General features: G+C 65.9%; 22 protein-coding genes. 14 read left to right on the plus strand and 8 right to left on the minus strand.

Features of this window, described 5'->3' with window-relative positions:
• Positions 1-7 precede the first annotated feature (7 nt).
• The 6 genes from ACZ5YA_RS07940 to ACZ5YA_RS07965 form a co-directional block, all read right to left on the minus strand.
• Complete coding sequence (locus tag ACZ5YA_RS07940) at positions 8-340, minus strand: helix-turn-helix transcriptional regulator (protein ID WP_118932183.1); 333 nt, start codon at positions 338-340, stop codon at positions 8-10.
• A gap of 193 nt (positions 341-533) precedes the next feature.
• A complete protein-coding gene (locus ACZ5YA_RS07945) occupies positions 534-1,337 on the minus strand; it encodes a hypothetical protein (protein WP_464092336.1) in 804 nt (267 codons plus the stop codon).
• Positions 1,338-1,370: 33 nt separating this feature from the next.
• Positions 1,371-2,174 carry a hypothetical protein gene (locus ACZ5YA_RS07950; protein ID WP_059373329.1) on the minus strand — a complete coding sequence of 268 codons (804 nt, stop codon included), beginning with the start codon at positions 2,172-2,174 and terminating at the stop codon, positions 1,371-1,373.
• 1 nt (position 2,175) lies between these two features.
• Positions 2,176-2,844, minus strand: coding sequence for a hypothetical protein (locus ACZ5YA_RS07955; protein WP_059373331.1), 669 nt, complete (start codon positions 2,842-2,844; stop codon positions 2,176-2,178).
• Between the two features lie 139 nt (positions 2,845-2,983).
• Positions 2,984-3,463, minus strand: a complete 480-nt coding sequence (locus ACZ5YA_RS07960) for a VOC family protein (protein ID WP_059373333.1) — start codon at positions 3,461-3,463, stop codon at positions 2,984-2,986.
• A gap of 56 nt (positions 3,464-3,519) precedes the next feature.
• Positions 3,520-4,458, minus strand: coding sequence for an AraC family transcriptional regulator (locus tag ACZ5YA_RS07965; RefSeq protein ID WP_464092337.1), 939 nt, complete (start codon positions 4,456-4,458; stop codon positions 3,520-3,522).
• Positions 4,459-4,577: 119 nt separating this feature from the next.
• Here ACZ5YA_RS07965 and ACZ5YA_RS07970 point away from each other — a divergent pair, with 119 nt between their 5' ends.
• The 12 genes from ACZ5YA_RS07970 to ACZ5YA_RS08025 all read left to right on the plus strand — a co-directional run bounded on the left by ACZ5YA_RS07970 (position 4,578) and on the right by ACZ5YA_RS08025 (position 18,185).
• Complete coding sequence (locus ACZ5YA_RS07970; RefSeq protein ID WP_464092338.1) at positions 4,578-6,044, plus strand: DUF1254 domain-containing protein; 1,467 nt, start codon at positions 4,578-4,580, stop codon at positions 6,042-6,044.
• Between the two features lie 92 nt (positions 6,045-6,136).
• Positions 6,137-7,624 carry a DUF1254 domain-containing protein gene (locus tag ACZ5YA_RS07975; protein ID WP_118932121.1) on the plus strand — a complete coding sequence of 496 codons (1,488 nt, stop codon included), beginning with the start codon at positions 6,137-6,139 and terminating at the stop codon, positions 7,622-7,624.
• Between the two features lie 215 nt (positions 7,625-7,839).
• Complete coding sequence (locus ACZ5YA_RS07980; protein WP_251881471.1) at positions 7,840-9,441, plus strand: GGDEF domain-containing protein; 1,602 nt, start codon at positions 7,840-7,842, stop codon at positions 9,439-9,441.
• Between the two features lie 15 nt (positions 9,442-9,456).
• Positions 9,457-10,239, plus strand: coding sequence for a bestrophin-like domain (locus ACZ5YA_RS07985; protein ID WP_118932119.1), 783 nt, complete (start codon positions 9,457-9,459; stop codon positions 10,237-10,239).
• 60 nt (positions 10,240-10,299) lie between these two features.
• On the plus strand, positions 10,300-11,271 hold the full coding sequence (locus ACZ5YA_RS07990) for a hypothetical protein (RefSeq protein WP_165867804.1): 972 nt from the start codon (positions 10,300-10,302) through the stop codon (positions 11,269-11,271).
• A gap of 145 nt (positions 11,272-11,416) precedes the next feature.
• A complete protein-coding gene (locus tag ACZ5YA_RS07995) occupies positions 11,417-12,193 on the plus strand; it encodes a DUF899 domain-containing protein (RefSeq protein ID WP_464092339.1) in 777 nt (258 codons plus the stop codon).
• A 221-nt stretch (positions 12,194-12,414) separates the two neighbouring features.
• Positions 12,415-12,984 carry a hypothetical protein gene (locus tag ACZ5YA_RS08000; protein ID WP_464092340.1) on the plus strand — a complete coding sequence of 190 codons (570 nt, stop codon included), beginning with the start codon at positions 12,415-12,417 and terminating at the stop codon, positions 12,982-12,984.
• A 102-nt stretch (positions 12,985-13,086) separates the two neighbouring features.
• The gene (locus tag ACZ5YA_RS08005; protein ID WP_280016550.1) at positions 13,087-13,572 is read left to right on the plus strand and encodes a nucleoside deaminase; all 486 of its coding nucleotides are present in this window, start codon (positions 13,087-13,089) and stop codon (positions 13,570-13,572) included.
• 99 nt (positions 13,573-13,671) lie between these two features.
• Positions 13,672-14,160, plus strand: coding sequence for a hypothetical protein (locus ACZ5YA_RS08010; RefSeq protein WP_118932115.1), 489 nt, complete (start codon positions 13,672-13,674; stop codon positions 14,158-14,160).
• A gap of 85 nt (positions 14,161-14,245) precedes the next feature.
• The gene (locus ACZ5YA_RS08015) at positions 14,246-15,547 is read left to right on the plus strand and encodes a UDP-N-acetylglucosamine 1-carboxyvinyltransferase (RefSeq protein ID WP_059373348.1); all 1,302 of its coding nucleotides are present in this window, start codon (positions 14,246-14,248) and stop codon (positions 15,545-15,547) included.
• 205 nt (positions 15,548-15,752) lie between these two features.
• Positions 15,753-17,144 (plus strand): FAD-binding oxidoreductase, encoded by a 1,392-nt coding sequence (locus ACZ5YA_RS08020; protein WP_464092341.1) that lies wholly within the window; start codon positions 15,753-15,755, stop codon positions 17,142-17,144.
• A gap of 123 nt (positions 17,145-17,267) precedes the next feature.
• Positions 17,268-18,185, plus strand: a complete 918-nt coding sequence (locus ACZ5YA_RS08025; protein ID WP_464092342.1) for a polysaccharide deacetylase family protein — start codon at positions 17,268-17,270, stop codon at positions 18,183-18,185.
• 14 nt (positions 18,186-18,199) lie between these two features.
• Here ACZ5YA_RS08025 and ACZ5YA_RS08030 read toward each other — a convergent pair whose 3' ends face one another.
• A complete protein-coding gene (locus ACZ5YA_RS08030) occupies positions 18,200-18,622 on the minus strand; it encodes a DUF1801 domain-containing protein (RefSeq protein WP_306637109.1) in 423 nt (140 codons plus the stop codon).
• Between the two features lie 136 nt (positions 18,623-18,758).
• Between ACZ5YA_RS08030 and ACZ5YA_RS08035 the strand changes: the two genes are divergently transcribed.
• The gene (locus ACZ5YA_RS08035) at positions 18,759-20,156 is read left to right on the plus strand and encodes an HdeD family acid-resistance protein (protein WP_059373356.1); all 1,398 of its coding nucleotides are present in this window, start codon (positions 18,759-18,761) and stop codon (positions 20,154-20,156) included.
• A gap of 27 nt (positions 20,157-20,183) precedes the next feature.
• Entirely contained in the window at positions 20,184-21,221 is a 1,038-nt protein-coding gene (locus ACZ5YA_RS08040; RefSeq protein ID WP_464092343.1) for an Lnb N-terminal periplasmic domain-containing protein, read from the plus strand.
• Here the strand turns inward: ACZ5YA_RS08040 and ACZ5YA_RS08045 are convergent.
• Positions 21,182-22,765 carry an FAD-dependent monooxygenase gene (locus ACZ5YA_RS08045; protein WP_118932110.1) on the minus strand — a complete coding sequence of 528 codons (1,584 nt, stop codon included), beginning with the start codon at positions 22,763-22,765 and terminating at the stop codon, positions 21,182-21,184. The genes ACZ5YA_RS08040 and ACZ5YA_RS08045 overlap by 40 nt on opposite strands.
• Between the last annotated feature and the right edge of the window lie 56 nt (positions 22,766-22,821).

Consider the following 22,821-nt stretch of genomic DNA (forward strand, 5'->3'; position numbering starts at 1 on the left):
GCATGGCTCAAGGCCGGCGCCGCGTCTTCTCGAAAATTGCGATAGCGGCTGGTCCGCCCATCAGCAACAGGCATGCCGGGGGATGCGGCGTCCAGTCGGGGATATGGACGACTTGGCGCAGACTGCGCTGGTATTGCGCGGGCGAGACCCCGATCCTGCGCGCGAACAGCGCGCTGAACGAGCCCAGGCTGCTGTAGCCCAGTTCCAGGCACACGTCGGTCACGGCGTGGCCATGCGCAAGCAGCCGCTGCGCGGCCGCCAGTCTTTCCCGCGTGCGGAACTGGTGCGGCGTTTCGCCGAACGCGGCCTCGAAGCGGCGGATGAAGTGAAATGGGGACATGCTCGCTTCGCGCGCCGCATCCACGACCGAAACCTGCGCGGACCGCAGATCCGCGAGCAGGTCCCGCGCGCGGCACAGCCGGGAAAACGCCGTGTGATCCGGACTGGCGGGCAATCGCACTGTCTGCGCTCCGTGGCGTATCGCAATCAGTGCATGTTATGCCAGCTCGCGGCACCCGCACAGCGGCGCGGGCTCACTGGCGTTCGTAGTATTCCACCTCGATGCGGTCCGCGCTGAGATAGCCGCAGAGATTGGCCGGGAAGCGCGCCCGGCTGCATGCGGAATAGGCGTTTCCGTACAGCACCGCGGTCTGGAGGAAATTGCGGCTGAGCGCCGTGCTGTCGGTCTGGATGGTACGGACGAGTTCGGCTTGCATCTGCTCGCTCGCCGTGCGCATCGGCCGCAGGATTTCCGCCTCGAACTTGCGCGCCACGCGCAACTCCGCATCGCTCGCCGGGACGCTGGAATGCTCGGGGTCATAGGCGTCCAGCAAGTCATTCGGCGCCCGTCGCGCGCAATAGAACGCTTGGTAGTACGGCCCCGTCGCGGGCCGTTTCAGCCGCGCCTGCGCCAGGTAGTTCAACGACGGCACGTGCGAACTCCAGGAAATCAAAGTGCTGGTCGTGCCAGGCTTCACCGTGCTCACGTACACCGCCATGCAGGCGCCCAGTGGCTCGCGCCTGGATTGCAGATAAGCCAGCTTCGCAGCGGCATAGCGGTCGCTGTAGCGCAGCACGTCCTCGTAGTTGCCGCTGAGAAAGCTGCCTATGATGGCGCCTTGCACCGCCCAATTGCAGTAGCCATCGATGGACCGCCCGTCCTGGCAATACGTTGCCAATGCGCGCTGCATGCCAGGCCCCATCGCCTGAAAGCCCTGGTCCAAGGCGCTGGAATAGGCCTTATACAAGGCTTCGCTCCGTTCCGTTCCCAAACCCAGCGGCGCGCCCAAGGTCGAAGACGCCAGCACGGCCGCCATGACCGACGCGAACAATGACATATCGCTTCTCCTGTTGGGTGCGTGAAAGCCGGCTTACTGGCGCTCGTAATAATCGACCTCGATGCGGTCGGTGCTCAGGTAGCCGCAGAGGTTGGCCGGGAAACGCGCCCGGCTGCATGCCGCATACGCGTTTCCGAACAGGACGGAGCGTTTGAGCAGGTGACGGCGGCCCGCCGCGCGGTCTTGATCGGCGGTCTGGAGGAGTTCCGCGTGCAATTGTTCATTCGCGACGCGGAACGGCCGCAGGATCTCCGCCTCGAACTTGCGCGCAACACGCACTTCCGCCTCGCTGGCCGGCACGCTGGAATGTTCAGGGTCATAGTCCTCGAACAGATTGTTGGGCCCACGGCGCGCGCAGTAGAACGCCTGGTAATAGGAGCCGCTCGCGGGCAGCCTGAGCTTGGTCTGAGCGAAGTAGACCAGGGACGGCAAAAGAGCGTCCCAGGAGGCCGTAATCCTGCTCGTGCGTGGATTCACCACTGCTGCGTTCAAGGGCATACAGGCGCCGGCCGGAACGCGGTTGGCGCCCAGGTAGGCAAGCATGGCCGTTGCGTACCGGTCGCTGTAGCGCAGCACAGCCTCGTAATTGCCGCTGAGATGACTGCCTATGATGGCGCCGTGCTCCACCATGCTGCAGTAGCCGTCGATGGACAGCCCGTCCTGGCAATAGGTTGCCAGCGCGCGCTGCATGCCAGGCCCCATCGCCTGAAAGCCCTGATCCAAGGCGCTGGAATAAGCCTTGTACAAGGCTTCGCTGTTTCCCATTCCCGAGCCCTGCGGAGCGCCCAGGGTCGAAGACGCCAGCACGGCCGCCATGACCGACGCGAACAATGACATGTCACTTCTCCAGCTGGGTGGCCGAAAGCCGGCTGCGGTCGCGCGCGCTCAGCACGGTATCGGGATAGCGGTAGGCCCAGCGGCCGTCCTTGCATTGGTAGACGCGTCCGCCGTACACGACGGTCGACCCTTCGCTGTAATAGTTCAGATGCGCGGCATCCGAGGGCCGCGTGAAGTACTCGCAGGCCTGGCCGGCGTAATCGAGCCCCGGGTCCTTGGCCCCGGCCTTGGCTGAAGCCGGAGGGTTCGGCGCGTCGGCGGGCGCATTGCGGGGCTTGTCGCGGCTGGCGGAACCGCTACCCCACGGATTCAGCGCGGGATCGGCGCCATAGCGCTCCTTGATCCGGTCGCGATTCCGCTGATAGTCGGCCTCTTGCTGCTTCGCCCGGGCCTGGGCCGCCGCGCGCTGCGCCTCCTCGTACTGCTGACGCAGGCGGTCCTGCGCGTCCTGATCGAGCAGCGCGCCGTCCTGCTGGTCGGAACTGCGCAGATAATCGCTCAGCGCCTTTTGCGCCGCATCGATGGCGGCGCCGGTGTTGTTGCTGCGCGAGGACGATGAGGAGCGCGACGTGCCGGTGGCCTCCATGGCCTGTCCGGGCCCCGCATGAGCCGCGGCGCCGCAGCCCGCAAGCACGACAAACGCCATCAGGCGAACCGCGAGCGTGGCCATGGCAAAAGCTCCCCGAGCAAGATAGCGCAAGCACTTGCCACCCTCGGGACGAACCATGCGGATGGCTGCCCCGGCGCGGCGCTTCCATGATAGATCGCGCGGTTCCCGCCGGAATCAGCCAAAAGGAGGAATCCTCCCCCTACCCCCGCCGCGCGGCCTCGATGGCCGCGATGTCGATCTTGCCCATGGTCATCATCGCGTCGAACGCGCGCTTGGCGATGGCAGGGTCGGGGTCCGAGATCGCTTCGATCAGCACGCGCGGCGTGATCTGCCAGGACAGGCCCCACTTGTCCCGGCACCAGCCGCATTCGCTTTCCTGGCCGCCATTGCCGACGATGGCATTCCACAGGCGGTCGGTCTCGGCCTGGTCCTCGGTGGATATCTGGAAGGAAAAGGCCTCGCTGTGCTTGAAGGCCGGGCCGCCGTTCAGGCCCACGCAGGGGATGCCTGCCACGGTGAACTCCACCGTCAGCACGTCGCCCTGCTTGCCGGAAGGATAATCCCCCGGCGCGCGCAGCACCTTGCTGACGGCGCTGTCGGGAAAGGTCCGGGCATAGAACTGCGCGGCTTCCAGGGCGTCGCGGTCGTACCAGAGGCAAATCGTGTTTTTGCTGGGCATGCTCGTACTCCTCTTCAGTGACAGGCGCGCCGACGTGCCGGCCCGATGCGCTGGCGCTATGAAACGCCAAGCTGGCTAGCCGCATTGAAGAAACGTCGGCGCGTCGCCGACGGCGTTTCTCCGAAAAGCGCTCGATAGCGAGTCAGCGCGTAGTTGGAATAGGGATAGCCTTGACGTTCGAAAATTTCCGCAATGGACCATTCGCCCGCCACGGCGCTGGCCAAGGCGGCATGAACCGCATGCAACTGCCGCAAGTGCAGATACTGCACCGGACTCAAGCCAAAGCAATGACGAAAGAACGTCCTCAATGATCGATCGCCCACGCTCAGCCCATCGTAGCCGGCGCTCTTCCGTCCATCGCCGTCCATCGCCCGGAAAAGCGTCAAGGTCGCGTTGCACAATTCGTGCAAGGAAACCCCTGGTCTTCCACCAGGCGCCGGCCGCGGACGGCGGGAAAAGACCATGGTTGCGATCGCATTTTCGATCAGCACGCGGCCGGCTTCGCCAGGCATTCTCGAGTCCGCCGCAAAAAGAGCGGCCTGCTGCAAGGCCGCGATGTGCGCAGGACTGGCGGTCAATACGTTGGTGGCCCGAGACCAGTAGCGCAAGATCCCGCCGACTTCGTCATCGGCCTGCAACAAGGGCGACGACAGAGGAATCGCGATGGTCACCCAGCTATTCGGGCCGTCGGCGCGAAAGACGAAGCCTCGGCCAGGCGCAAGAACGGCAAGTTTGTCCGGCCCCAATGCGACGCCGTTCAGCCAGGCCGAAGCCGATCCGGCATCGGATATCAGAAACATGAAATGCGTGGCCGCCACCGCGGCTTCACACAGATTCGGCACGGCTTCAATTCCGCGTTGGACAGTGATCCCGCCAACGTCCGCGTGCCCCAATCGCCAGCCTCCGTCTTGTGGCCCGAGCAGACGCACTTTCAGGTCTACGTCAACCACCGCGGCTTCGTACTCTCCGAACGATCCGAACTGGAACAGCTCCATCGAGACCCTCGCAACTTTCTGACGAGTTATTGCCGAAATTAGCATGGACTTGCAATCGAGTCACTAGTGAAAATGGCGTCTCCCGCAAGCAGTCTGGCAGTCCCCGACAGGAGCGCAGAATGAAGCATGGTGTCGCAATTCTCTCGTTTCTTTGCCTGAATCTTGCGACGGGCGCCCCGCCCGCCGTCGGTGCGCCGCAGGCGCCAGCCGGCAAAGCCGCGCTGGCCCTGCCGGCGCCTGACATCGTCATGCACCCGGAGTACGCGAAGGCCATAGGCCGCTATGCCTACATCTGGGGCTGGCCCATGGTGAACATGCAAAACCGCAGCGATCGGATCACCAAGGCGCCCCGCCCCGGCCTGCTGGGCGGCATTCTTCCTGTGGCACCACGCGGCCAGGCCGGCATGTTGCACGATTACATCGCCCCGCAAGAGACTTTCGTCACCTGCCCCAATCAGGACGTGGTGTACGGCCTGGGCTTCTTCTCGCTGGACGAGGAACCCGTGATCGCCCAGGTTCCCGACTTCGGCGATCGCTTCTGGGTTTACGCGCTCTACGACCAGCGCACCAACCAGTTCGGCGAACTGGGCAAGCCTTACAAGAGCAAGCCGGGCTTCTATCTGCTGGTCGGCCCCAACTGGAAGGGCAAACGGCCCGCAGGCGTACAGGGTGTCATCCGCAGTCCAACCGCGCTGGCCAATGCCATCCCGCGTATTTTCATGGATGACACGGAACAGGATCGCAAAGCCATACAGGACAAGATAAACCAGGTCGTGTTCTATCCGCTGAAGGATTTCGACGGGAAGATGAAGACCATAAACTGGAAGAACACACCCGATATCCCGAACCCTCAGGCCGAGAGCGCCAGCTCAGGAGAAACGCGCTGGGTAATCCCCGAGACATTCTTCGACCAGTTAGGCAAGGTGCTGGACACAGTCCCGCCGCTGCCAGGCGAGGAGGCCATGTATGCCCAGTTCCGTTCCGTGCTGGCCGCGGCGGCGCGCGATCCGGCAATCAAGGAGGCGCTGCTCCAGACCGCCAAGGAAACCGAAGAGCAAGTCATAGCGCCCTTCTTCCAGTGGAAGCACAATGGGCGCCCTGCCGGCAACAACTGGAACCGGTCCGTCAACAATGCCCAGACGGGCCTGGACTATTTCAACCGGACCGGCACCTCCAAGTCGAACATGTTCGACAACCGGCCTAGCGAAACCCAGTATTTCTATACGGACTTCGACGCGGCCGGCGCGCAGCTCGATGGCAGCCAACGCTACGAAATCACTTTCCCCAAGGGCCAGCTGCCGCCCGTCAAGGGCTTCTGGTCCCTGACGCTCTACAACAAGCTGCATCTCTTCAGCCCGAACGAACTCAAGCGCTATTCGCTCGGTACCAAGAACAAGGACCTCGCCCGCAATGCGGACGGTTCCTTGACTCTCTATGTGGGACCGACCTCTCCTGGCAAGGACAAGGAGGCCAACTGGCTGCCCTCGCCCAAAGAGCCCATCTCGCTCTACATACGCGCGTACTGGGGCCAGCAGGCCATACTCGACGGCAGCTGGAAGCCGCCGCAAATCAAGAAGATGGATTGACGGCCCGGACCGGCGCAGCGCCGGTCCGCCCCTCTTCCACCTCGTCATGTCGTGCGCGGGAGCGTTCCCGCACCCTCACCAGGAGTTCATTCATGCGCGCCCAACCCCGATTCAAGCTGTTGGCGGCCGCGTTGCTTGCCGCCTTTTGCGCTGGAACCAGCGCAGCCCAGGAACAAGCAGCCATCTCGCCGCTCGTCAGGCAAATCAACAATGGCAACTGGCTCGACCAAAAGGAGGCCGAAGGCCTGCGCGACGAGCTCTACTACCAACGCGCCATTCACGCCTACATGACGATGCTGCCGGCGCTCAACGTCATCGGCATGCGCGATGGCTCCGAGAAGGCGTTCGGAGCCGGCTACAACGTGCTGCCGATCTGGAAGGAGCGCATGGACGCCAAGACCATGGTGCCCACGCCCAACGCCGACGTCATCTATTCCATGAGCTACCTGGACCTGAAGAAGACCGGCCCGCTGGTGGTCAAGGCGCCCCCCAACGTCATCGGCATGTTCACCGACTTCTTCCAACGCACCATTACCGACGTGGGCGCCATCGGCCCTGACCGCGCACGCGGCGGCCTGTATCTGCTGTTGCCGCCGGACTATGACGGCCACATTCCCAGCAGCTACTTCGCCTTCAAATCGCCGACCTACAACGTGTTCCTGTTCTTCCGCACGGTCATGGCGAAGGGCGACGGCAAACCCGACCCCGCCCCCGCCGTCAAGGCGGCGGAAACCACTCGCGTCTATCCGCTCTGGGCAGAGGAAAAAAACATCAAGCCCATGGAGTTTCCGGATGCCAGCGGCAAGCGCGTGGACATGATGTATCCGGTGGACCGTCAGTTCTGGCAGAAGCTCAAGGACTTCGTCGACTACGAGCCCGTGTCCGCCATCGATCCCGAACTGCGGGGCGTGCTGGCGTCCATCGGCATCGTCAAGGGTCAACCCTTCGAGCCGACCCAACGGCAGCAGGACATGCTGCAGAAAGCCGTGGAGACCGCGCCCAGGATGATATTGGCGCTGCGCCAGTTGGGGCGGGAGGATGGACGCAACCTCTACTATAAGGACCGTCAATGGGAACGGGCCTGGGCGGGCGGCACGGCCGAATGGATGCAGGAAAGCTATCTGGACGTGAACCAGCGCGCCGGCTTCTTCCAGTATGCCTATTCGTCCGCCCCCGCGATGGTCATGCGCACCACGGGCGCGGGTTCGAAATACCCCTACACCGCCCGGGATGCCGCCGGGAATTTCCTGCATGGATCCAACACCTACAAGCTGCGGCTGCCGCCCAACGCGCCGGCGGCCTTGTTCTGGGCGGTCACGGCCTATAACGTGACTGACGGCACCATGCCGGAAACCAGGCAGCTGATGCCCTCCACCAACGGCTATTACGACATCCCCAAGCAGGCGGACGGTTCCGTGGAAATCTGGTTCGGGCCGGACAAGCCCGAAGGCACGGCGGACGCCGCCTTCATTCAGACCATCCCGGGGCGCGACTTCCTGGTCGCGCTGCGGCTGTACGGCGCGGAAGATGCGTTCTACGACCAGACCTGGAAGCCGGACGACATCATCAAGGTGAAATAGGCATAAGGGCGCGCCGGCACCGACGTAACGGGAATTCCCAGGCCTGATGGCATCAGGCCGTCCGTGTTGGCGGCAACTCACATTTTTCTCCGGTAAATCAACGGCGGATCGCCATTCCCGGCGTCAGCTCTTGCGGCCCGCCCCCAGCCCATTTATCTTTGCAGACTAAACGCAGTCGATACACCAACACGCATGGAATATTGCACGGAGTCTCGATGAGCCCTCGGTCTAGCCACGCAGGCCTGCGCAAGCGCAAAATCGGCCTGCTTGCAGTGCTGGTCGTCCTGGCCGTACTGAGCGTCGCCGTCGGTTTTTCCAACGCCATGTACTCCAGCTACCAGGTACAGAAGGCGCAGATCATCAAGAATGCGCTGGCCGCCAACCACGCGCGCGCCGAGAAGCTGGCCGAGGTCATCGACGTCTACATTGCCGCCTTGCATCGCCAGGCCCGCAATGCCGCCGGCCAACTCGCTGCCTCCATGGGAAAACCGCAAGCGCTGCAGAACGAATTGCAGCGCCTAGCCGGCCAGGTCGACTCGCTGCACGCGGTCATGCTGGCCGACGCCGAAGGCCGTATCGTTGCCCGCTCGCCTACGGGCCAGCTTGCGGATGCAAAGATCCTCCGTCTTGCCGATCTGGGCGTGAGCGCCCCAGGCTCGGGCGCCTGGGTGACGGAGATACCCGGCGCGCAGGCCGCGGTGCTTACCGTGGCCGAACCCGTGGAAGACGCGGCCGGCGCGCCCCAGGCCTATCTGGCCATTGCCATCACGCTGGATGCTGGCAGCGGCATGGACCGGATCATCGGCGACCGGGACGAAATCGCCGGCATGTCGGTGTTCCTGGTCGGCAGCAACGGCGACGTGCTGTACCGCCGGCACGCCGCGCCCGACACGCTCGATCTGGCCAGCATCGAATCGGCCCGGAACGTCGGCGCCGCCCTGCATCCGAAGGCGGACGGCGGCGCCGTATTGACCGGCTACGCGCCCTTGCCCAAGGGCAATTGGGCGGTGGTGGCGCAGCGTACGCTGGATCAGGTACTGTCGCCGCTGCGCGAATTGCTGGGGGATGCGCTGCGCTCCGCCATCCCGGCCATCGCGCTCACGCTATTGCTGGTGTGCGGCCTGGCCTATGCCATCGCATCGCCGCTGTCGCGCCTGACGCGCGCCATGACCGCAGGCAAGTCGGGCGGCGTGGACCTCGCGCGGCTCAACGCGTGGTACGCCGAGGCCGACACGTTGCGCGAGGCCGTCCGATCGACGCTGGACCAGCATCAGGACGAAGTGGGACGCCTGAACACCCAGGCGCTGACGGATCCGATGACCGGTCTGCTGAACCGCCGGGCCATGACCGAGGTGCTGAACGCCTACGCGGCAGACGGCGCATCCGTGGCGGTCATCGCCATGGATCTGGACCACTTCAAGCGCATCAACGACAGCTTCGGCCACATGACGGGCGACAAAGTGCTGATCGCGCTGACCGAGGTGATCCGCGCCGGCCTGCGCGACCAGGACCGCGCCTTCAGGGTGGGGGGAGAAGAATTCATCGCCCTGTTGCCCACCGGTTCGGCTGAAAAGGCTTGCGAGGTTGCCGAACGCCTGCGCACGGCCGTGGCCCGCCGTCTCATGCCGGACAGCGTGGGCCGCGTGACGATATCCATCGGCGTCGCGCTCTGGCCGCAGGACGGCGAGTCCGCTTCCGAAGTCATACGGCGGGCTGACGAGGCCCTGTACGCGTCCAAGCAGGCGGGGCGCAACCGCGTCACGCTGTGGCGCGACCAGGCCCAGGCTGTGCCGCCGTACCCGACCAACCGCAATTGAACGCGTGGTGACCTGATGAACTATTCCCTTCTGCTGGCGGGTCTGGCGGTCCTGTTCTTCGCGCTGCTGCTGCTTGCGATGCGCATCGGCAAGCGCCTGGGCCATCGCGCCGACGACAAGAGCGGCGCCGGCGCCGCCGCCATCGAGGCGTCCGTGTTCGCGCTGCTGGGCCTGCTGGTGGCTTTCACGTTCTCGGGCGCGGCGCAGCGCATGGCCGAGCGCCGCAACCTCCTGGTGCTCGAGGTCAACGCCATCGGCACGGCCTGGCTGCGGATCGACATGCTCAATGCCGCGGACCAGCCCAAGCTGCGCGAGCAGTTCCGGCGCTACGTGGACGGGCGCATCGAATACTACAGCCACGTTTCCGACCTGGGCCAGCGCGAAGCGATCGCAGGCCGGGTAGGCGCGCTGCAGAAAGAAATCTGGACCACGTCGATGAGCGCCGCCCGCAATACCGTGCCGCCCTTCGCGGCGTCGTACATCGGCGCGGTCAATGACATGTTCGACGTGTCCACCGCCCAGACCGTGGCGCAAAAGGTCCATCCCCCCGTCGCCACCTACGCGTTCCTGGTGTTTCTGGCGCTGGTGTGCGCCTGCCTCATCGGATCCAAACTGGCTGTCGCCCAGCGCGACAGCATGCTGCACCAGCTGGTCTATGCGGTGGTCATGACGGCGGCGATCTACATCATCGTGGATTTCGAATTTCCGCGGATTGGAACCATCCGCATCGACCAGAGCGACGCTCTGCTGGCAGCCCAGCGCCAATCCATGGTTGACCCGCCTGCCGCCGCCCCCTAGATTGCCTGACGCCCCAAGGCTGGCTGCCGCCATTGGACACGCATTCGTTCCGGAGATGACATGCCCCTGCCCCTGAGCATGGCGAAACGACATATGGGCTGGCTGCTTGCCCTGCTGGCCTGCGCAGCGGCTGCTCCCGCCCTGGCGCAGCAAGGCTTGCGCCTGAGCAAGGACGACCTGCAGAAGCGCGCCAACGGCGTGCTGGCCATCATGTCGTTCTCCATCGTGCCCGACATCACGACCAGCGCCCTGAACATCGGCGCCGGCACTGGATCGGTCTCCGGGTCCAGCGAATTCTCCATGTCGCAGCTGGGCGGCGGCGACACCATTTCCAAATCCGTGCCCATCTACCTTGAAGGCGTGCTGGCCTGGAGCCGCTACGATCCGACTTTCGTCGCCACGCAAGGGGCGGAGTCTCGCACCGTCCCCACCAAGTGGAACAGCGTATCCGCCACGGGCGGCATCGGCTGGGACTTCAAGCTCACGGACGAACTGAAACTGCGCCCCATCTTCAATTTCGCGCTGGGCAATGTCACCAGCGACCTGCGCGCGGCCAGTTGGTATGTGGGACGCCAGACTGGCAAGGACATCGATTTCCTGGACAAGGGTTCGCTCAACGCCTACGGCCTGGGCGGCTCGCTCATGTTGGATTACGAGCACTACCGACCCGGCTACGAGGTCGACGTGGAGCTGCGCTATTCGGACCTGCGCCTGCAGAGCTTCGACAGCTCCGCGGCCGTGCAAGGCCATGCCACGGCGCAATCGGCCAATCTGTGGGCGCGCTACCGCGCCCCCACGGGATTCGTCATGCTGCAACGGCCGCTGCGCTACGTGCTGGAACTGACGCACTCGGAGTTCCTCGGCGACCAGCGCGGCATCCTGGGCTTCGACCGGCTGACCTCGGTGGGCGCCGGCCTTGAGCTGGACTCCAGCGCCTACAACATGATCATCACCCGCACCCGGCTGGTGGGCCGCTATGTGTTCGGCAACAACGTGTCGGGCTTCTCGGTGGGCCTGGCGGTAAGTTTCTGAGCCCGCCGCCGGCGGAATTGCGCCGGATTTGTTACTCCCCCCTCTCTGCCCTGCGATGCCAGACTGTTTCCAGGCCACCGAGCAGCCAGTCTGCGCGCAGACCCTTGCGCCAGGGCGCCGGCCCGCGATAAGGAGGTAGGAAATCATGACTGCATCAAGCAATGGCATCCCCATGCGCACGCCCCCGGTCGTCTCGCCCCAGGACTGGGAAACCGCCCGCCAGCAGTTGCTGGTCAAGGAAAAAGCCCACACCCGCGCCCGCGACGCGCTGGCCGCCGAACGCCGGCGCATGCCTTGGACGGAAGTGGCCAAGACCTATGTGTTCGAGGGCCCCTCGGGCACGCTCGCCCTGCCCGACCTGTTCGATGGCCGCCGCCAACTGATCGTCTACCGCGCCTTTTTCGAACCGGGCGTGTACGGCTGGCCGGAACATGCCTGCCGCGGCTGCTCCATGGTGGCGGACCAGGTCGCTCATCTGGCGCACCTGAACGCCCGCGACACCACGCTGGTCTTTGTTTCCCGCGCGCCGCAGGCGGACATCGCGCGCTTGAAAGCGCAGATGGACTGGAAAATGCCCTGGTACACGCTGACCGACGGCTTCGATGCCGACTTCGGCGTGGACGAGTGGCATGGCACCAACGTGTTCTACCGCGACGGCAGCCGCATTTTCCGCACCTACTTCCTCAACAACCGCGGCGACGAGCAGATGGGCGGCACCTGGAACTACCTGGACATCACGCCGCTGGGGCGCCAGGAAGCCTGGGAGGACTCGCCCGAGGGCTATCCGCAGACGCCGACCTACAAGTGGTGGAACTGGCACGACAGCTATGTGCCGGACGCCGCGCCCGACAGGAAATGGGTCGAGATTTCCGATGCGGGCGAAGCCGCCTTCCGGGCGCAGAGCGCAGCCGCCAAACAATGAGTGGGCGGGGGGCATGGACTGGCGCGGCGTCTGGCGGTATTCATTGGTAATGCAAATAACCAATGGATACACAAGCTCAAACAACAGCAATTATCGGGGTCCGATGACCATGCTAAGTTATGCGCCCGCCGACCCTCGGCCCAGGCGCATCCCTGGCGGCGTCCCCGTCAGGTTGCCCGGACCGGGCGGCCGCGCCCTCCTACCCTTACTTGACGAGAACCATGCACAAGAACCTCGAGCGCGACACCCCCATCGCCCTGGGAAAAAAGCGGATGTCCAGCCTGCTGCTGGCGGCAAGCCTGGCCATGGCCGCGGCTGTGCCGACCATGGCTGCGGCCCAAGTGAGGGCGCATCAAGGCGCTTCTGCCCCGACCGCTGCGGCTGCGGCCCCGGCCGCGGCCGCGCCCTCGGGTTCGGTGCAGAAGACCGACATCCAGAACCAGGCCGCCTACGAGCGCCTGATGAACAACAGCGGCATCACGCTGCAATGGCTCTGGTCCGCGCAGCGCGGCCACCTGACCGCGACGGATGAAAACGACGTGGTCCGCATCGAGGGCACTCAGGCCAACCACGAAGGCACGTTGAAGATCAAGGGCGATATCGTCTCCATCGCCAGCGACCGCTTCATCTTCCGCGGCACGATCCTGATCCTGGACGCGCCGGACAAGGGCCGGCGCTGCGAGCGCAACGGCGAATTCGAGTTCCGCGCGTCCGGCAAGCGCAAGTACTGGCGCCTGCAGCAGATGGAAGCCTGCGGCGGGCTGACGGACTACGTGGACGTGTATTACTGAGCCAGCCTGCAACAAGGCTATGCTTGCGGATGCATGCCGGCGGCCTCCCCACCCACAGCCGCCGGTCCCCACGCGCCGCGCGGCATACACAAGGAGGCTCGCATGATTACAGAAACGGACAAGAAGCACCTGGCGCGCTGTATCGAACTCGCCAGACAGGCGCTGGAAGCTGGCGACGAGCCCTTCGGCTCGGTCCTGGTCTCGCCCGACGGCGTGGTCCTGTTCGAAGACCACAACCACGTCTCCGGCGGCGACCGCACGCGGCATCCGGAATTCGAGATCGCGCGTTGGGCCGCCAGCAATGTGCCGGCGGCCGAGCGCGCCGCCTGCACCGTCTATACCTCGGGCGAACACTGCTCCATGTGCGCGTCGGCGCATGGCTGGGTCGGATTGGGCCGCATCGTCTATGCCAGCTCCTCCGCGCAATACCGTGAATGGCTGCGGGAATGGGGTGTCGCCCCCACGTCCAAGGTGCGGCCGCTGGCCATCGCCGAGGTCGTGGACGGCATTCCCGTCGAAGGACCGGTGCCGGAGTTCGCCGAACAGGTCAGGCTGCTGCACCAGGAAAGAATGCGGCGCCGGCCCTAGGCGGCGGCGCCTTGCCCGGATCGCGGTTACCGCCGGTCTCAATCGTCAGCAGCAATCCGCAGTATTCTCGCTGCACCGCATTATGAACAGGACTCCCGCATGCCCTCTGCCCTGACCAAGTGGCTCACCAGCATCGCGTTCGGCCTGCTCGTCGCCTGGGCCAGCGGCGGCGTCGTCAATCCGGTCATGCAGCACGCGTTCGGGCTGGCGGACTTGACTGGGCTTGCCTACATGGCAGCGCTGGACAAAATGCTGATCACGACGGGCATCGTGTCGCTGCTGATAGGCTTGGCGCTCGTCGCGGCGCTGGTCCGCATTCCCAATTTCCGCCGCCTGATCGGCTGGGGCTGCGCCATGCTCGGCCTGGCCGTCCTGCTGAACCTGCTCGGCGCCCTGCTTGCAATGGAACCCGGCATCTTCAATCCGGCCACCGGCGGCAAGCAGGCGGCCAACGACGCCTATACGGCGCTGTTTTTCTGGGCGCTGATTTTCGGCTTGCCTTATTTGGGGGCCGGTCTGGCACTGACCATAGGCGGCTGGGTCCTGATCCGCAAGAATCCCGGCCCCGGCGCCGCCAAGCCGGCATGACACGGGTGCCACGCCCCCTTACAGTGTGAATTTACCGGGAGCCTTGGCGGCTCCCCTCCCTCTTTCTTTTCGTCCTACTCGCTCCATGTCCAACCTCATCGTCCACGGCGGCACCCCATTGCGCGGCCGCGTCATCCCTTCGGCCAACAAGAACGCGGTCCTGCCGGTGCTGTGCGCCACCCTGCTGACGGACCAGCCGCTGCGGCTGCACGGCGTGCCCGACATCACCGACGTGCGCAAGATCCTGGACATCTTCCGCACCCTGGGCAGCGAGGTGCGGCTGGACGAGTCCACCCGCACCCTGGACCTGCACCACCGCGACACCGCCTTCGACGCCGCGCGCCACCGGCTGCCCGAGGAAATGCGCTCGTCCATCATGCTGGTGCCGCCGCTGCTGGCCCGCTTCGGCGTGGCGCGGCTGGAAGACAACGTCAAGGGCTGCACCCTGGGCGTGCGCGAGATCGACCCGCACGTGGACATCTTCCGCTCCTTCGGCGGCGAAGTGGAGCGCGCCAGCGGCTCGCTGCTGGTCCGCAGCAGCGGTCCCCTGAAGCCGACCCACCACTGGCTGGACTATGCCTCGGTGACGACCACCGAGAACTTCGTGCTGTGCGCCGCCGCCGCGCAGGGCGAGTCGACCCTGACCAACGCCGCCTCCGAGCCGCACGTGCAGGAGTTCTGCCGTTTCATGGCGATGATGGGCGCGGACATCGACGGCATCGGCACCTCGCGGCTGACGGTGCGCGGCGGCGCCCGCCTGGGCGGCGGCGAATTCACCTTCGAGGAAGACTTCCACGAGATCACCACCTTTCTCGCGCTGGGCGCGATCACGGGCGGCGACGTGGTGGTGCGCAACAGCACGCCCGCGAACTTCCCGCTGATCGACCGCACCTTCGCCAAGTTCGGCGTGCAGATCGTGCACGAGAACGGCTGGTCGCGCGCGCTGCGCTCGGGCCCGCTGAAGGTGCAGACGCCCTTCACCAGCAATGTGCTGACCAAGGTCGAGGCGGCGCCGTGGCCCTATTTCCCGGTGGACCTGCTGCCCATCTTCATCGCGCTGGGCGTGTGCGCCGAAGGCAATGCCATGTTCTGGAACAAGGTCTACGACGGCGCGCTGGGCTGGGCCGGCGAACTGTCCAAGTTCGGCGCGCACGTGTTTTCGTCCGATCCGCACCGCCTGATCACGTTCGGCGGCCGGCCGCTGACGCCTGCAGTGGTCGAAAGCCCCTACATCATCCGCGTCGCCATCGCCCTCTTCATGATCGCCAGCAGCATCGACGGCCGTTCGGAAATCCGCAACGCCACGCCGATCCGCCGCGCCCATCCGCGCTTCGTCGAAAACCTGCGCAGCCTCGGCGTGCAGGTGGAATGGACCAGCGAGGAGTAAGCTTTCCAGATACGCACGCCACGGCGCGCAAAACGGGAGCGGGCCGACCGGCTCCCGGCGCGGCGCGCCGCCCTTTCCGGGTCATGGCCCTCTACCCAGGAGGCGTCTCCCATGCCGCGCCCGAACCCATAGGCGGCCAGGGCCTGCTACGCAGGCCCCAGTTTCAGAGGTTGTTCACGAAGCAGCACCTTCAAGGAGGTGTGTGATGAGCAAACTTTCCGATAGCGCCCTGGATGATCTGAAAGCCTCGGCCCGAGGCCAGGTCCTCTGCCCGGGCGACCCCGGCTACGACGACGCCCGCAAGATCTGGAACGCGATGATAGACCGCCGGCCGGCGGTGATCTTCCGATGCGCGGGCGCGGCCGACGTGCGCCGCGCCGTGGATTTCGCGCGCAACAACGGCCTGGTCCTGTCCGTGCGCGGCGCGGGCCACAACATCGCTGGCACCGCGGTCTGCGACGACGGCATGATGATCGACCTGTCGCCGATGAAGTCGGTGCGCGTCGATCCCTTGCGCGCCCGGGCCTATGTGGAGCCCGGCGCCACGCTGGCCGATTTCGACCACGAAGCCCAGGCCTATGGCCTGGCCACGCCGCTGGGCGTGAATTCCACCACCGGCGTGGCCGGGTTGACGCTGGGCGGCGGCTTCGGCTGGCTGACCCGCAGGTTCGGCATGACCATCGACAACCTGCTCTCGGCCGACGTCGTCACCGCGGACGGCAAGCTGCTGCACGCCAGCGAGCAGGACAACCCGGACCTGTTCTGGGCGATCCGGGGCGGCGGCGGCAATTTCGGCGTAGTCACGATGTTCGAATTCCAGCTGCATCCGGTCGGCCCCGAGGTGTATGGCGGCCTGGTGGTGCTGCCGCTGGAACAGGGCAAGCAAGCGCTGTCGAAGTACCGCGATGCGCTGGCGACGCTGCCCCAGGAACTGACGGTCTGGGCCGTGCTGCGCCTGGCGCCGCCGCTGCCCTTCCTGCCTCAAGATGTGCATGGCAAGCCCATGGTCGCCTTCGCCATGTGCTATACGGGCGATCCGGCACTAGGTCCGGCCGCGGTCGAAGTGGTGCGCGGCTTCGGCACGCCTTATGGCGAGCATCTGGGCCCCATGCCCTACACCGCCTGGCAAAAGGCCTTCGACCCGCTGCTTACGCCCGGCGCCCGCAACTACTGGAAGTCGCACAACCTGGGGGGCCTGGAAGACGGGCTGATCGACGCCATCGTCGCCGCGGTGGAAAACCTGCCGTCGCCGCAATGCGAGATCTTCCTGGGCTACATCGGCGGCGTGGCCGCGCAGGTGCCGGTGTCCGCCATGGCCTATCCGCACCGTGCGGCGCAATTCGCCATGAACGTGCACGGACGCTGGGACTTTCCGGAAGAAGACGAGCGCTGCATCGCCTGGGCCCGGACGCTGTTCCGCACCACCGAGCCTTATGCGCAAGGAGGCGTGTACGTGAACTTCCTGACGCAAGACGAACCGGAGCGGCTGGGCGCGGCCTACGGCCCGAACTTCGACCGGCTGGTCCAGGCCAAGACCCGCTACGACCCGCACAACCTGTTCCGGCACAACCAGAACATCAGGCCGGCGGGGGCCTGACATGATCGGCGCGCCCGTTTGCCCTGGCTGCTATCCTGATGCCCCGGCATCCGCCGGGGCACGGGACGCCAGGGTGGAATTCCTGGCGTGCGTGGCAACGACATCCGAGGTTTGCTTCCCTGCATGGCTTCCCGCTTTTCCCTACGCCGCATTTTTGCCGTCGGCTTCTCTCTATGGGCGTCGTGGTGCTCCGCCCAGACCGTGGCCCTGACCTTTGACGACGGACTCGATCCCGATAAGCAGCCCCAGGCCGCGCTATGGAATTCCCAACTGCTGGAGGCCTTGCAGAAGCACGGGATCCAGTCCGCGCTGTTTCCCGCGTTGCGCAGCATAGGTGGCGCCGACGGGCTCGCGCTGGTGGCGCAATGGTCGAGGGCGGGACATTGGGTTGGCAACCATACGGCCAGCCACCGCAGCCTTGCCGACCCCAAGGTGTCGCTGGAAGCATTCATTGCCGATGTAAAAAGCGCCGATGCCGCCCTGCGGAGCCTGCCTACCTTCGTGCCGATGCTGCGGTTCCCGTACCTGAAAGAAGGCGATACGCAAGCCAAGCGGGACGGCATGCGGGACTGGATGGCGCAGAACCGCTACAGGAACGGGCTGGTATCCATAGATGCCAGCGACTGGTACTACAGCCGCGTCTATGCCGATCACATGAAGGCGGGCGACACCGCCCGGGCCCAGCGCGTGAAACAGCGGTACGTCCGCCATTTGCTGGACCGGGCGGCCTATTACGACGGGCTGGCCCGCGAGGTGCTGGGCCGCAGCCCCAAGCATGTCATGCTGCTGCACACCAACCAGCTCAATGCGGCAGCCCTGCCGGACATGATTGCGGCGCTGTACGCCCAGGGCTGGACGATCGCCCCGGCGAGCGCCGCATTTGAAGATCCGCTGTACGCCCAGGCGCCCGACACGCTGCCCGCCGGCGAAAGCATCGTCTGGGCGCTGGCCAAGGCCGGCAAGCTTGCGGACCTGCGATATCCGGCGGAAGGCTCCGAGTATGAGGAGCCGCTGTTGCGAGAGGCCGGGCTGTTGCCCTGAACCTCAGGCGCGAGCTATTTTTTCGCGCTTGCCGATTTCCCCGCCGCATTCAGGCGCACCGCGGCGCGGATCAGCGCAGCCAGGGCCGTTTCGTCCAGGGTTTCACCCTGGCGGATATCGATGGCGCGCCGCGTGTTGCCGTCCAGGCTGGCGTTGAACAGCCCGGTGGGGTCCTCCAGCGCCGCACCCTTGGCGAAGGTCAGTTTCACGGCGCCTTTATAGGTTTCGCCAGTGCAGATGATGCCGTCGCGCGACCACACCGGCACCCGCCACTTCCATTCCTCTACCACGCCGGGATCGGCCTGCCTGATGATGGCCCTGACCCGCGCGAGCGTCTGGCCGCGCCAGTCGTCCAGTTCGCGGATCCTGGCGTCTATCAGGCTGGAGGGTGTCTCTTGCGTTGCCTCTTTTGTTGCGCGGCTGGTCTTGGTGTTCATGCCATGTCCCGGGAAAGATCGCAGACGGATGCGTCAGGAAGAATACCTGCATAGCTGCCGGAAAATTTGTTAACTTGGTTAGCAAACCAAATATCTAGCACCGTAACGGGGTCACGGAAGAGGAGGATCAAGCGCAATGGCCAATCTGGTTTTGCTGCTGCTGGGCGTGGACTATCTGCGCAAGCGCGCCCGCGGGCTGTATATCATCGGCGGCCTGCTTTGCATTACAGGCGTCACGCTGTTCATCGACGCGCTCGACAACGCCGTCTATTTCCCGCTGAATTTCTTCGCGGCGCTGCTGGTCATCGAAGGCCTGGCCACGCTGATGATCGCCAAGTCCGGCGTGGGCGGGCAGCGGGTGCTGCGCTATGCCAAGGGCGCCATCGTGCTGACGGCCGGCAGCCTGGTCCTGATCGGCCACCATCACGGGCATTTCGCGCTATCCATGCTGTTCGGCCTCATGTTCCTGGTGGACGGCCTGATCCAGTGCACCGCCGCCTACGTGGTGCGCTACGAGCGCTGGCGCTATGTCTTCGCCTCGGGCGTGGCGGAAATCCTGCTGGCCATTTTCTTTTTCCAGCCCTACCCGACCCATTACGTCGGCACGGTGCCATACTGCCTGGGCCTGTTCCTGGCGTTCACAGGGCTGCGGCTGCTGTCGCTGGCGCGCCGCGTCCGCCACCTGGACTCCAACCCGGCGCTGGACGTCAATCCGCATCCGGACTTCATGCCGACGCGCGCCGACGCGCCCGCGCAGACGGTGTTCGACGGTCCCCCGCTGGAATCGGAGCGCGCGCTGACCGTCCACGTCTGGACGCCGTCGGGCTCGGCCAAGACCGAGACGCGCAACTACCCCGTGGTCAATCGCTACATCGCCGCCGTCGACATCAACGGCGTGGTGTCGACCGGCCACGCCGCGCTGGAATCGCCGGAAGGCGTGTACATCAGCCTGTATCCGGCCCGGGAGATCGACCACTCTCCGGAACAGTTCGGCACTCTGCTGCGCGCCACCGCCGAGAACAACGTGCCAGGCGTGTACCAGCCCGACTACGCCACCGAATCCAAGGCCTGGACGCCGTCCACGATGCGAGTGCGCATCCGCAACTACGACGCGGCCAAGCTGCAGGCCTTCTGGAACGAGTACCGCAAGACCGAGATCTACAACCTGACGCACCGCAACTGCTCCAGTTCGGTGTCCAGCGCGCTGGAAGCGGCGCTGGACGGCGTGGTGGGACGCCTGCATGGCCCGAAGGCAGGATGGCGCGTGCTGCTGCGCCTCTTGCTGACGCCTGAACTGTGGGTGGCCGCGCAGATCCGCAAGCGCGCGCTGACCATGGCCTGGACCCCGGGCCTCACCCTGGACTATGCGCGCGCGCTCAGCATGCTGGCCGACCCGCGCCCGTTCGGCTGGTGGAAGATGTCGCAGGACGCGCTGCGCCAGATCGCCCGCATGCGCGCGGGCTGGCGCAAGCAGGACCGCAAGGCGCAGGCCCGCAACGCGGAGCAGGCCGAATCCTCGCAAGGGGCGCAATGACGGCCCCGCAACGCGCCTGAAGACGCCATGATTGCGCAGATCGTAGGCGGAGTGGCCATCGTGGCCGGCGCGGCCTGGGGCGCGGCGGCGCTCTGGTTCCAGTCTCCGTTCCCCGGCCGCGCGCGCGCCGTCCCGCCGGCGGCATGGCTCGCGCTCGCGGCCGCCGCGCTGGTCGGACTGTCCATCGGAGAGTCCCGGCCTGCCTGGCTGTTCGGCGTTCTGCTGCTGGCGCTGTTGGCCTGGTGGCGGCTGGGGGTGCGTCCATCCAACGACCGTCAGTGGATGCCGGAAGTGGAGCGCCAGACGCAAGGCACCATCGAGGGCGACATCGTCACCTTGCGCAACGTGCGCAATTTCGACTGGCGCACGCGCACGGACTACGACGTGCGTTGGGAGACCCGCCGCTACGATATGTCGCGCCTCGCCTCGGTGGACCTGGCGCTGTCCTATTGGGGCCGGCCCGCCATCGCCCACGCCCTGGTGTCGTTCGGCTTCAGCGACGGCCAATACGTGGTGTTCTCGGTGGAGATCCGCCGCAAGCTGCACGACGAGTTCTCGGAAATCGGCGGCTTCTTCCGCCAGTATGAGCTGTCCGTGCTGGCCTCGACCGAGGAAGACAGCCTGCGCGTGCGCACCAATGTGCGCGGCGAGGAAGGCTATCTGTACCGCGTGCACATGCCAGAGGGCGCGGCCCGCAAGCTGTTCCTGTCCTATGTGGACACCGCCACCCGGTTGGCGGACAAGCCGCGCTTCTACAACACGCTGACGGGCAACTGCACCACCATCGTGTACCGGTTGGCCGACCAGATCGTGCCGGGGCTGCCGCTCGATTACCGCGTGCTGTTCTCCGGTTATCTGCCCGAGTACCTGTACCGCCTGGACGCCCTCGCAGGCGCGGACAGTCCGCAGGCCTACCGGCAGGCGGGCCATTACACGCAGCGCGCCCGCGCCACCGTGGATGCGGCCGAATTCTCGCGCAACATCCGGCGCGGCGTGCCGGGCGTGGCGCAGGCGCCCGCCCCCGATCAGGATGCCGGCGCAGGCGTGCGCAGCCGCGCTACGTAAGCCCCCAGGGTCTCCGCGTGGCGCTCTTCCGAGCGCAGCCCGACATGGCCGTCCGCCCTGACGGCCAGCACCAGGATATGCCGCACGCCCAGCCTGCCGGCCATCGAGAGATCCAGATAACCGTCCACGCCGCCGATATCGCCGTTCGCCGTCAAGGCGACCACGGCCTCGATGATGGCGCCGTCGGATAGCGGTTCGATTGCGGCGCGGACCTGGGCGAGCGCGTCCGCGGACGTCCGCGGACCGCCCAGGATGAAGACCGTATGGCCCTTGCGGTGGGTGCGTTCGTGCAGCATCCCCGCGCCGCCCGCCGCAAGGCGGATCGGGATCTGGTCCGGCAGCCGCTGGCCGGGCGAAACCGGATCGTGCCGGTCTCCCATGACGATGGGCGAATCGCGGTAGTCGATGTCCAGCTCCGCCTCGGCCACCGCCTCGTGATGCTGCGAGGCGCCGTCCTCGAAGGCTTTGCGGATGGCGGCATTGCGCTCGCGCAGCACGTCGGGGTCCGTGGCCAATTGGGCGCTCTCGGCCTCGTCGCCCGATGCCAGCACGCGCTGCGCGGCCGGCCGGCGCTCCGCCTGGTAGCTGTCGAGCAGCCAATCCGAGCACTGCCCGCCGCAGACCAGCGCAAGCTTCCAGGCCAGGTTGACGGCGTCGTGCAGGCCGCTATTCATGCCATGGCCCTGGGCCGGGCTGCAGGTATGCGCGGCGTCCCCGGCCAGCAGGATGCGGCCGGCCCGGAATTGCCGCGCGACTTTGGTGTAGCAACGGAAGCGCGCCGGGTGGGCCACGTCTTCGAAATTGGCCTGGGGCAGATAGCGCCGCAACGTGGACAAGGCATCGGCCACCAGATCGGAATCTTCGGCGCTGGGCCGCAGGTACACGCGCCAGCGCTGGCCCGGCAGCGCCGTCAGGATCACCGGGGTCCGGTCCAGGTAGGCGTAGTTGGCCTCGAAAATCTCGGGCCAGCCGCTGATTGCGGCATCGAACACCGCCCAAGGCTGGCTGATGTCGTGGCCGTCCTGTTCGATGCCGGCCAGTTCGCGCACCGTGCTGTGGTGGCCGTCGCAGCCTATCACCCACTCGGCCAGCACTTCGATATCGCCGTCCGGCCGTTCGATCCTGGCCAGCATGCCGTCCGGCCGTTCCTGCAGGTCCACCAGCTTGCTGGCCCGCTGCACGCTGCCGCCGTGGCTGGCCAGATAATCGGCGAGGATGGACTCGGTGACCTCTTCCGAAATCCCGATGTTGTAGGGGTAGCGGCTGCCGCAAAGGTCCAGGTCGATCTCGCCCAGCACCTTGCCGTCGGCATGGATGCGCGCGCCGCGCTGCTTCACACCCGCGGCCAGCAGCGGCTCGACGATGCCCAGCGAGTCGAAGATCTCCAGCGAGCGGGGATGGACCACGGTTGCGCGGTCCCATTCCAGCGGCCGCTCGTGCGCATCGATCAACAGGCATTGGACGCCGCGCCGTTGCAGCTCGGCGGCGGTGAGCAGGCCCGCCGGACCGGCGCCCACCACCAGGACTGTCGTTGCAATCACCATGATGTCGCCTTGGAGAATGTCGAGGCGGCGTGGATTGCGCCTCGGCAGGAATCCAA

This window comes from Achromobacter sp. JCM 18799, assembly GCF_055395645.1.